Origin of the sequence: Granulicella sp. dw_53 (assembly GCF_018449545.1) — a bacterium.
Classification (GTDB): domain Bacteria; phylum Acidobacteriota; class Terriglobia; order Terriglobales; family Acidobacteriaceae; genus Edaphobacter.
The window spans coordinates 561954-573431 of record NZ_JAAVUR010000001.1; the positions used below are offsets into that span (position 1 = coordinate 561954).

The 11478-nt window shown below is 57.1% G+C and carries 9 protein-coding genes; all 9 read left to right on the top strand.

What is annotated here, in order from left to right; all coding sequences use genetic code 11:
• The first annotated feature begins 301 nt into the window (after positions 1–301).
• From HB393_RS02420 to HB393_RS02460, 9 genes are read left to right on the top strand one after another with little or no spacing between them, the layout of a single operon-like run.
• Positions 302–907 (top strand): hypothetical protein, encoded by a 606-nt coding sequence (locus HB393_RS02420; RefSeq protein ID WP_213803534.1) that lies wholly within the window; start codon positions 302–304, stop codon positions 905–907.
• Positions 908–924: 17 nt separating this feature from the next.
• Positions 925–1290, top strand: coding sequence for a LysM domain-containing protein (locus HB393_RS25025; RefSeq protein WP_255550716.1), 366 nt, complete (start codon positions 925–927; stop codon positions 1288–1290).
• Positions 1283–2419 (top strand): hypothetical protein, encoded by a 1137-nt coding sequence (locus tag HB393_RS02430; protein ID WP_213803535.1) that lies wholly within the window; start codon positions 1283–1285, stop codon positions 2417–2419. The genes HB393_RS25025 and HB393_RS02430 overlap by 8 nt, the downstream gene beginning before the upstream one ends.
• Positions 2420–2442: 23 nt before the next feature.
• Positions 2443–2949, top strand: coding sequence for a phage baseplate assembly protein V (locus HB393_RS02435; protein ID WP_213803536.1), 507 nt, complete (start codon positions 2443–2445; stop codon positions 2947–2949).
• A gap of 35 nt (positions 2950–2984) precedes the next feature.
• A complete protein-coding gene (locus tag HB393_RS02440; RefSeq protein WP_213803537.1) occupies positions 2985–3302 on the top strand; it encodes a hypothetical protein in 318 nt (105 codons plus the stop codon).
• Between the two features lie 7 nt (positions 3303–3309).
• Positions 3310–3678: a GPW/gp25 family protein gene (locus HB393_RS02445; protein ID WP_213803538.1), complete on the top strand. Its 369-nt coding sequence runs from the start codon at positions 3310–3312 to the stop codon at positions 3676–3678.
• Positions 3675–6146, top strand: a complete 2472-nt coding sequence (locus HB393_RS25600; protein WP_213803539.1) for a baseplate J/gp47 family protein — start codon at positions 3675–3677, stop codon at positions 6144–6146. The genes HB393_RS02445 and HB393_RS25600 overlap by 4 nt, the downstream gene beginning before the upstream one ends.
• Positions 6143–9115: a putative baseplate assembly protein gene (locus HB393_RS02455; RefSeq protein WP_213803540.1), complete on the top strand. Its 2973-nt coding sequence runs from the start codon at positions 6143–6145 to the stop codon at positions 9113–9115. Before HB393_RS25600 ends, HB393_RS02455 begins: the two co-directional genes overlap by 4 nt.
• Positions 9112–11421, top strand: a complete 2310-nt coding sequence (locus tag HB393_RS02460) for a hypothetical protein (protein WP_213803541.1) — start codon at positions 9112–9114, stop codon at positions 11419–11421. The genes HB393_RS02455 and HB393_RS02460 overlap by 4 nt, the downstream gene beginning before the upstream one ends.
• Positions 11422–11478: the final 57 nt, after the last annotated feature.

Below are 11478 nucleotides of genomic sequence, written 5' to 3' on the forward strand. Positions count from 1 at the left end.
ATGCAGCGACACCTCTTGGACCTCACTCGTGATCAACCTTACTTCGACTGGGGCAGTCTTCGAGCGTTAAACGATCTCCATGCTCCGTTCAAATTGGATGGCGGAGAGCTACCTTCTAATGCCTCTTCCGAGCAGGTCGGTTCGCAGCTCGCTCAAAGCATTCTCCGGAAGATCTCCTCGGCAGAGCGCAGGGAGCGAATACAAGATCGCAGTCCGTAATGCTTACTCCCGCTTCAATTACCGCTCTCCACAGCAACGGAATGAAAATCCTAACGCTCTCTATCTAGCCCGGAGTATAACTATGGCGAATATCTCGCCCAGGCTGCAAAAAGGTGCAATCCTCTCGCTCGACGCCACCACGGGTGTCCCGCTCGGCGGGATCAGTCTGCAGTACAACCCGGAGTCTATTACGCGCTCTCTCCATCCACAGACGGTCGGAGGAGAGCCTGACCGCTCCGAGGTCCTTCGTCTGAAAGGCCCACCCGTAGAAACCATCAAATGTGTCGCGGAGATCGACGCTACAGATCTTCTTGCAGCAGGAGACGCGAATACGCTCAAGTTCGGTATCCAGCCCCAGCTCGCTGCACTTGAACTGCTTGTCTATCCATCGAGCTCCGAGCTCATCCTCAATGAGGCCCTGACACTTCTCGGCACTATCGAGATCCTACCTATGGAATCCGCACTTACTCTCTTCGTCTGGAGCAAATCGCGCATCACGCCCGTCCGCATCACAGATATCGAGATTACCGAAGAAGCCTTCGACCCGCAGCTCAATCCCATTCGCGCTCGCGTCTCACTCGGTATGCGCATCCTGAACGTCAATGATGTGGGTTTCCTCAATCCTGCAGGAGCTCTGTATATGGTCCACCAAATTGGAAAAGAAGCGCTCGCCGCTCTCGTTGGTTGAGACAAAGAGGAAAGATTATGGAAGCTGCTCTCGCATCGATCGTCAAATCCGCTGCCGGCACAGGCGCACCCACCAATCCGAGCAGCCGCTACTACGGTTCGCCGGTTCTTACACTCACACTCCCTAACGGCACGGAGGTTGCCTATCTCCAGCGGCGCATCCTTCCACAGCCTGACGTCTATACCTCCATCATCGAACACAACGTTGTTGAAGGAGACCGGCTCGACGTGCTCGCCGCCAGATATCTTGGTGACCCACTCCTGTTCTGGATGATCTGCGACGTTAACGCCGCGACGGATCCAGAACAGCTTACTGCACAGACTGGTCGCACAATCAAGATTCCTCTTGCCTCTGGTATCCCTGCGGGAGCTCGCAATGGCTAGCAGCCTCTTTCTCACGCTGCTGATAGGTCCTATTGAGGCCCTGCCAGCACCAAAGCCGCTGGTTGACGCCCTCACCTCTGTCGAGGTGACTGAGTCCGCGAGCGACAGAAGCGGCTTCCAGCTTGGCTTCACCCTTTCGAACCGATCCCCGTTACAAACTCTGTTTCTTCTCGCTTCGGGCTCTCCGATCCCTCTTCTCCGGCTGATTCTTATGGTCACGATAGGCGGCATTCCACAGGTCATCGTGGACGGCATCATCGAACACCACGAGGTTGTCCCAGGCGCCTCGCAGGGATCCTCTACCCTTCGCGTCAGCGGACACGACCTCTGTTCTGTCATGGATCTTATCGACCTCTCCGGTCTTCCCTATCCTGGGATGGGTCCGGACGTTCGCGTACTTACCATGCTTGCGAAGTACGCTATGTTCGGACTCATCCCCAATGTGATTCCTGCACTCGCGCCAGATATCCCCATCCCGATCGATCAGATCCCAATCCAGCAAGGAACCGATCTGACCTACATCAAACATTTAGCGAGGGAGATCGGCTATACCTTCTACATCTCGCCTGGCCCTCTCCCCGGCATGAGCCGGGCCTATTGGGGGCCGCAGATCAAGATAGGTCTTCCGCAGCCGGCACTCAACGTAAACATGGATACCTGGACTAACGTGGAGAGCCTTAACTTCCGCTATCAGCCACAGACTCCGGTTCTTCCGATCGTCTTCCTGCAGAACAAAGAGACGAAGCTCGTTATCCCCGTTCCAATTCCAGCGGCTAACCCTCTCAATCCCCCACTCGGCGTCGTTGTTCCTCCACCGCAGCATGTTGAGTTCCTTCACGACACCGCGAATCGGTCTATACCCCAAGCCCTGATGTTAGGTATCGCGAAAGCTGCCGAAACAGGGGACGTTGTCACAGGCATCGGATCTCTCGATGTTCTTCGCTACGGCCATATCCTTCGTTCTCGCGAGCTCGTCGCTGTACGCGGTGCGGGCATTGCGTACGACGGTCTCCACTACGTTCAAAGCGTTACACATACTATTCATCGTGGGCAGTATAAACAGCAGTTCAACCTGACCCGCAACGCACTTATCTCCAACACTCCGTTTGTACCTGCGCTCCCTATCTAGCTTCACTTACGGGAAAGGATCTTGTGGCAACCTTCTACGGCAAATATCGTGGCACAGTCCTCAACAACATCGACCCTATGCAGATGGGCCGCATCATGGTGCAGGTTCCGGATGTCTCTAACGTTCTGCCTTCGACCTGGGCCATGCCCTGCGTTCCCTTTGCCGGTATTCAGAGCGGATTCTTCGTCGTTCCGACCATCGGAACAGGCGTTTGGGTCGAATTTGAAAAGGGCAACCCAGACTACCCCATCTGGGTAGGAGGCTTCTGGGGCTCTGCTGCGGAGGTGCCTGCGCTTGCACTCGCCACACCACCTGCTCTTCAGTCCATAGTTCTTCAGACTGTAGGTCAAAACACCGTCATGATCTGCGACACACCCGGACCGACTGGCGGCATCCTTCTCAAGTCCGTCACCGGCGCTCTTATCTCTATCACCGACATCGGAATTACCATCAGCAACGGACAGGGAGCCACCATCGTTATGACCGGTCCGTCCGTCACCGTCAACGCTGGCGCTCTACAAGTTATTTGAAAGAACACACAAGCAACACGAGAGGAGATACCAGCATGCCAGGAGCTCTACTTCATCAAGGTGCCACCGTTTTATGCAGTCACGGCGGTCAGGCCATGCCCACTGCTCCGAATCCTCGCGTCCTCGTCAGCGGGCAACCGACCGCTCTCATCTCTGTTCCGTGGGTCGTCGCGGGTTGTCCGTTGGTTCCTCCGCCCCTACCGCCCTGCGTTACAGCGCAGTGGGTCACTGGAACGACACGCGTCCTCTCACTCGGCCAGCCGCTTGTTGTCCAGTCCGGTCAAGCCGTCTCCATTCCCAACGGAACCCCGCTGCTGCCAGTCGTCATGCAGTTGCGTGTGACTACGATGTGAGTCCGCCATGAACCTCCGATACCCTTACCAATTCGATAGTAGCGGCTGGACAGCACGGATCGACCTGCCCGGCCATGTTCGGAACATGATTGAACAGATCCTCCTCACCTCGCCGGGTGAGCGCGTTAACCGTCCGACCTTCGGAACCGGCACTGCCCAGCTCGTCTTCTCCCCCAACAGCGATGTCCTCGCTGCTGCGCAGCAACAGGTGATTCAGGCATCGCTTCAGCAGTGGCTGTCGGATCTCATTCGCGTTCAAGAGGTCGTAGTCGAGGCTATTGACTCGACCCTTCTCATCACCGTGCGTTACATACTCATCCAGACGCAGCAGTTGCATACAGAGCAGTTCGTCTATGGTGGAGGTATAGCCCAGTGATCTTCTTCTGCTCGCAAAAGAGTCGCCGTTCCAAAGTTCTGCAGCACCCGACGCTGAATGGCATCGACTTCCTAGAGGTCTGCAGCGCGGAGCCAAGTTGCGACTGCGGCAAACTCCTCTTCATTACCTTTCTCAAAGACGCTCGCCCTCTTTACCTCTCCATCGACGAGATTCGCATTTCAGGAGGAGCTTCCTCTCAGGCGCTCGCGACCATCGTCTCCATCAAACAACCTACTGCGAACAATCCTCGCCTCCTCACAGTTGAACTTGTAAACGGAGGAGACTTTTCGACTTATAATCTTTCGCTCCACGCCAACGCCGCGACCGCTGATCCTCCCGACGGAGTCGATCCACAACTCTCAGCCGTTGACTTCTCCTTTAAGGCGGACTGCCCCACGGTCTCCGACTGCCTTCCCGATAACTGCTGTCCTCCAGAACACAAAGCTGTTCCAGACATCAACTATCTTGCGAAAGACTACGAGGCCTTCCGCCAGGTCTTTCTCGATCGACTCGCCGTCCTCTCGCCGCAGTGGACCGAGACCCATGCTTCCGATCTAGGTATGGCTATGGTTGAGACTCTTGCCTATACCGCAGACAGTCTCAGCTACCAGCAGGACGCCGTTGGAACCGAAGCTTACATCGGCACTGCGCGTAGCCGCATCTCTATGCGTCGTCATGCAAAGCTCGTCGACTATCAGATCAGCGAAGGCTCAAATGCTCGCACATGGATCTATCTCAGGGCCGCAGGCACCGGCACTGTACTACCAGCGGGCACGCGCCTCTTCCCACGCATTCCTAGTCTCCCTCCCAGCATTGAGCCAACGAGCTTACACGCTCGACAGCTTACAACCGACTCTTCTCTTGCCTTCGCCACGATGGAAGAGACGAAGCTGTATCAACAGCAGAATGAAATTAAAATTTATACGTGGGGAGATTCTGGTTGCTGCCTGCCTGTAGGAACAACGGAGACAACTTTCGTCAACACCATCGACACTCTCCAGCCCGGATCCGTCTTACTATTTGAAGAAGTTCTTGGCCCCCACACCGGTGATCCCGACGATGCGGACCCATCGAAGCGTTGGGTCGTCCGTCTGACCGCCGTCCAGACGGTTGACTTCGCAAACCGCGTACTCTCCGATCCACTTACCGGCGCTGCGATCACCCGTGTGTGGTGGGCTCCTGAAGATGCTCTTCCTTTTCCGCTCTGCATCTCTTCCACGGCCGACGCCCCGCCTAAGGCACCTCCGCTTTCAGACATCAGTGTGGCTCGCGGAAACATGGTTCCCGCCGACCATGGAACATGGATTGATCTCGAAGAACTACAGGCGGTTCCACCACTTTCATCCACGCCGGTTGAAGGTTCAAGCTGCACCTGCGACTCCGATAGTCCGGTTCAAGCAGCACGTTCGCGTTACTTTCCGAAGCTTCTTCGAACTCCACTCACCTTTGCGGCTGATTTCAACCCCTCCGCACCTGCATCTGCGTTCTTCAGTACCCCCACAAATCTAACTGTCCGCCCGCAGTTACAAATCCGGGACGACCAAGCTAACGATTGGCCCGTCGTCAAGGATCTACTCTCTACTCGTGAGGCTCAGCGCGGCTGCGTCGCCGAAATAGAGGCAGACGGGACCACTTTTCTTCGCTTTGGAGACGGAGTCAATGGCGCTGCCGCAGAGGTTGGAATGTCGTTCACCGCCCGCTATCGCATTGGAAATGGAGCTGCTGGCAACATAGGCCGGGACACCATCGGCCATATCCTCACTGATGTCCCTGGCATCGAGATTGTGCGCAATCCTCTCGCAGCCGCCGGCGGTGTCGATCCCGAGTCGATCGTCTCTATTCGCCAGCGTGCACCGTTCGCGTTTCGGACGCAGTTCCGCGCCGTGACAGAAGACGACTACGCCGCCGTGGCCATCCTCGATCCAGCCATCGCCGAAGCTCGTGGCACCTTGCGATGGACCGGAAGCTGGTACACCGCCTTCATCTCCATCGATACCGCCTCTGTAGCAGCTCCATCGCCTGGTCTCATCCACGACACAAAGAAGCGTCTGAATCTCTTCCGTATGACAGGTACAGATTTTGCCATAGAGGGCGCTATCATCGTCGGCCTTCGTATCACCCTGAACGTTTGCGTTGATCCAACACATTTTCGCAGCGAGGTAAGCGACGCGCTGATGCACCTCTTCATCACCGGCGACCAATGCAGCGGACAGTCCGGCCTTCTTAATTCTCAGCACTTTACGTTTGGGGAAACCATCTACGCGAGCCCTCTTATAGCTGCGGCACAAGCCGTCGAAGGGGTCACTTCTGTCACTCTCGCAACTTTTAGCCGCATGGACGATCCATCCATCGACGGCACTTCAACGGGCTTTTTGGTCATGCGCCGTCTTGAGATCGCCCGCTGCGACAACGATCCTAATCGCCTCGACCACGGTCTATTCGCTCTCGCTATGGATGGTGGCAAATGAACGGTGCTTGCCAATCAAATCTCCCGCAGCTCTGTGGCTGCTGCGCTGGCGTGGGTCCGGAGACTCCGCAACTCATCTTCAATCGCTCCGGCCTCTCCCGCATCGCCTACCGCGTTGGCACGTACAGTAGCTTCAACGCCAGCATGCTCGCGGCACTCTCTGATCCTGAACTCCTCGCTCTCGGTGCGCTTCGGACTCGCGATCCTTCTGACTTCACCGTCGCTCTCATCGACAGTTACGCAGTCGTGGCGGACATCCTCAGCTTCTATCAGGAGCGGCTTGCGAACGAAGCCTTCTTACGGACTGCGTTGGACCAGCGCTCCGTCTTTTCCCTCGCAGCTCTCGTCGGATTCGTTCCTTCACCCGGGGTCTCGGCATCCGCGTACCTTGCCTATACGCTCAATGACGCGCCTGGTTCACCGGACAACGTTCTCATCCCAGCAGGCAGCCGCGTTCAAAGTGTTCCCGGTCCCGGCGAGAAGCCCCAGACCTTTGAGACCTCCGCAGACGTCACCGCCACCATCGCTGCAAATGCAATCTCTCCGCAGACGACTCTGCCATGGACTATCTCACCCGGCGACACTTCCACATGGATCGCTGGCAATGCCAATAATCTCTCAGTGGGAGACGCGCTTCTCTTCGTCAGCGACAGCCTTCACACATCCCTATCCTCTGGGCCTGCAGACTTCCATCTGATCTCTGCCGTCACTCTTGACCCGGTCTCCGGAAACACCTTCGTCCAATGGAACCAACCCATCGCCGATAGCTTTCCCTCGGGCAGTGATACGTTTCTCTACGTTCTGCGTAAGAAGACTGCGCTCTTCGGCTCACAAGCTCCGAATCCCTGGTCGATCTTCAACAGCAGCAGTAACCCTGCACAGTCCAAGACCCTTCCCGGATTTCCCGATGTCAAAGACGTAGGTGACGACTGGACCTTTCAGTACTCCCGCAACAGTGGTGAGATCAATCTCGATAGCTCCATCCCCGGTCTAGCACCTGTCCACAATGGCGAGTCTCAATGGGCCGTCTTCGTCTCTAGAAGCTACACCGCTCTATTTCGGATCACCGACGCCACCGAGACGGGACCAAACTTTTATACCCTTACCTCCAAGACATCGCATCTCGTACTGGATGATGGCCAGGTGCTCGTCAACAACTCGCAGTCTGTCGCGTCTCTCAATCGGCTTGTCGATAAAATTAGTCAATTCGAAGATACTCGACTCAACTCTTTGCGCTGGCATAATTCTGACTTCGTCAGCGAAGTTACCGCCCCACAGCAACGCAGGTTAGACGAACTCGTCAGTTCCCTCACCTCGGTCTCTCAGGATGATGTCCTCGCGAGCATCGTCACCGATACTCGGAATACCACCGCTTATGTTCAGAGCAATCTACTCATCCCTGCGGCGCCGCCCCTTATCTCTTGGGATCTGGGTAGTTTGTACCCAAGGCAAGAACATATGTTGAGGCCGATGGAGGGCACCAACATTGACCTGGTTGGGGGGCAACGCATCCACTCTGGCGATGCTATCGCCATCTCAGGCAAGCGTCTCCGCCTCACTCTATCTATCGCCATTGGGGCTTCCTTTGTTCCAGATCACACTTCAGGCAGTCTACCCGTTACTGCGGGCCAGATCTTCATCGTCGAGGCTTTCCCTCCAACCATCGACGTTGCCGGAAATACGACGTGGCAGGTCCTTACGCTTGAAGGAGTCGCCGGTTCCCTCCATCCTGGCAGTTCGTCGTTGCAACTTCTTCCCGCCGGCAAGAAAGATAGTGTCGTCAGCGAGTCCGTCCTTATCAGCGAAACCTCCATCTCCGGCGCTATCACGACGCTGACCCTAAGCGAACCACTCGACCGAATCTATGACCGCTCGACCGTCACCGTGAACGCAAACGTCGTCTTAGCCACACATGGCGAGACCATGCACGAGATCCTTGGCAGTGGAGACGCCACCAATCCACACCTTAAGTTAGCCCTCAAGCAATCTCCCCTTACCTTCCTGAGTTCACCTATCGGCAGCGGGGCGCAATCTACACTTGAAGTGTGGGTCAACAATCTGAAGTGGGGCAACGTCGACAATCTTCTCTCTTCTCATCCTGCTGATCGCGTCTTCGTTACGCACATCGGCTATGACGGCAAGGTTGTAGTCGAATTCGGCGATGGCGTCGAAGGCGCACGTCCTCCCACGGGGCAGCTCAATATCCGTACCACCTACCGCAAGGGTGTCGGCGCGGCGGGTATGGTCGTCGCGGGTCAGCTCTCACAAGCTGTCGATCGACCCCAAGGGTTGAGCGCCGTTGTCAATCCAGATCCTGCAAGCGGTGGAGCCGATCCGGATACTGCACAAGCAGCCCGCAAGAGTGCACCGCTTCACACTCTCACCCTCGAACGCGTCGTTTCGCTCGAGGACTATCAGAACTTCGCGCTGGCCTTCGCGGGCATCGCTACCGCTCTTGCGACATGGACTTGGTTCGGCCGGAACCGTGGCATCTTCCTCACCATTGCAGGTGCAGGAGGTGCCATTCTTAAAGCGGATGATCCGACGCTGCTCAACCTCGTAAAGGCTCTTCGCTCATCCGGCAATCCGTACCTTCCTATCGAGGCGGCTGCCTTCTATCCGATCTTGTTTGAGATCGGTGCCAGCATCCGCGTAGACCGCGCAAACTATGACCCCACCCTCGTCCTCGCGCAAGTCTGGGACGACCTTACTTCCAACTTCGCCTTCGAACGTCGCTTACTTGGACAAGGCGTCGCGCAGAGCGAGATCATCCAGATCATCCAGCAAGTCCCTGGGGTCATCGCGCTTGAGCTCACCGCCTTCAACCGGCAGGGCGCCACATCTACAACGCCCCTTGCGCCCGTCCTCCGAGCGTCCGCACCCAGCACCGGTAGCAACACCGTCCCGTCCCCCGCCGAGATGCTACTCCTCGATCCGGCCTCGATCGCCAACCTGAGAGTGTGGTCATGAGCTTCGATGCCAAACAGATGTATGCTCTTCTTCCCGCCATCTATCGCACGCGAGATGTCGAAAACGGATCGCCTCTCTTTGCTCTCTTCTCCGTCATCGCCGCGCAGGGCGCGGTGCTCGAAGAGAATATTCGTCAGCTTTATGACGACGAGTTCATCGAGACCTGCGCACCCTGGGTCGTTCCCTACATCGGTGACCTCGTCGGTTCAAGCACGATCTACGAGATCGCCGGAGTCCTCTCTGGCCGTCGCGCGGAGATTGCTAACACCATCGGCTACCGCCGCCGCAAAGGCACCCTCCTTGCTCTCGAGCAGGTATCGATGGATGTATCAAGCCGCCCTGCCGCCGCCGTAGAGTACTTCCAACGTCTCATCACGACGGAGAGCATGCGGAATGTCCGGCCACACCACGTTGCAACGACAGATCTCCGTCGCGGCGAGCACTTCGAAACTATGGGCTCCGCCTTTGACAGACTCAATCGAACCGTCGATGTGCGCCGCATCGCTCCACGCCTGCGTGCTCACCCCACCCCCGATGCCACACCGCTCGAAGTGGATCTTCACGGTCCTGGCCGCTTCAATATTCCCGACGTCGGCATCTACCTCTGGCGTTGGCAAAGCTTTCCTGTCACACATGCACCAGCCTTCCGGGTGGACGATCGCCGTTACAAATTCAGTCCGCTCGGGCAGGATGCGCCGATCTTCAACACCCTCTTGAAACGCGAGTCCTTCAGCCGCGTCACCACGAGGCTCGACGTTCCCCAACCCATCTCCCGTCGCGAACTTCATGCAGATCAGAAGAGCGACACACCCCAGATCTATGGTCCCGACAAGAGCCTCGCTCTTTTTCTCGACGGAGTCCTTATTGATCGAGCCAGCATCTGCGTTCGGGATCTGTCCAACGATCCCGCATCCATCACCGGGCGGTGGAACTGCACTCCGGCCAGCCGCATCGCCATTGATCCCATTCTTGGCCGTATCGCATTCGGTACAGAAGTTCCTGTTCCCTCCGACCTTCGCCTTAGCTTCAACTACGGCTTTCCCGCCGAGATCGGTGGTGGCTCTTACGATCGCACGGTAAGCCTCGCGGATCTTATCAAGGCTCACTTCAGCTTCACTGCGTTCGTCGGGTCTCCCGCGACACCCACGCTCTCTGATGCGATCGCTGCCTGGAACCTCGCACCTCGAGGATCGGTCGGCCAAATCGTCCTTCCCGAATTCGAGTCTTTCTTTACCGGCCCTGAGATTCCCGTCGTTACGGTACCGGCGACCAGCCGTCTCATGATCCTTTCTGCTCACCTCAACACCACAAACACCGGCGAGGTCATGTTGAACTTCAACAACTCCCGCGCCACGGTCCATGGAAATATCGCAGTTCAAGGCGCTCGGAGCTTCACTTCCAAAGGCGAAGAGCAACCCATTGGTCAGGTTCTCCTCAGCGGCATCTGCTTTGCTGGTTCCATCACTCTCTCGGGGGATCCCGTCGACCTGTCACTGCTCGATTGCACCCTCGTCCCTGGACTCGGGCTCACGAGTTCCGGCGCGCAGTTCCAGCCCGGAGAGCCCAGCATTGTCAACAAAGCGATTGGAGCGAACCTCTCACTCGTCCGCTCGATCTCCGGCCCTATAGCTACTGCTCTCGGTGGAATAACTCGCATCTGCTCCAGCTTCGTGGATGCAGACAGCCCCTGCTGCGCAGCGTACGCCGGTTCCGATCTCATCGACGAGGGAGCCGATCTTCACGTCGAGGACTCCACCATCATTGGAAAGGTCCGGACTAACACTATGGAGCTCGCCTCCAACACCATCTTCATCGCCCGCCGCGCGCGTAACGACCCATGGGCTGCTGCCGTCTGGTGCAGTCGACGTCAGAGCGGTTGCGTCCGCTTCTCTTTTGTTCCGTCTGACTCGCTCACCCCACGCCGTTATCGCTGCCTGCCTGAGACAGTCGCTCAGGAGGGTGCGTTCGAGCCGAAGTTTATAACTCTTCACTACGGCCATCCCTCTTACGGACTGCTCTCTGGAGATGTCCCTCTCGCCATCTGGACAGGCGCTTCAGACGGCTCGCAGATGGGCGCATACAACATGCTTCAAGAGACCGAAGCCATCCGCAACGTCCAACTGCGTGCCCCCGAGTTCCTTCCCTTCGGCTTGGAGTCTGGTGTCTTCCTTGAGCCTAGCCGGTCTGCTCTCATACATCCCATTCCCTTTCCGTCCGCGTACGGGCTGCCGCGAAAGGCCAGTTGCTGCGACGACGACGCCTTGGACGAGGTCTGGTTCATCGGTATTGGCGCAGGACTGATCTAACCTTGCATCTCCATCGGGCCTGTTCGTTTGCATGTGCACCGCTAAGAAAGAAGGAGA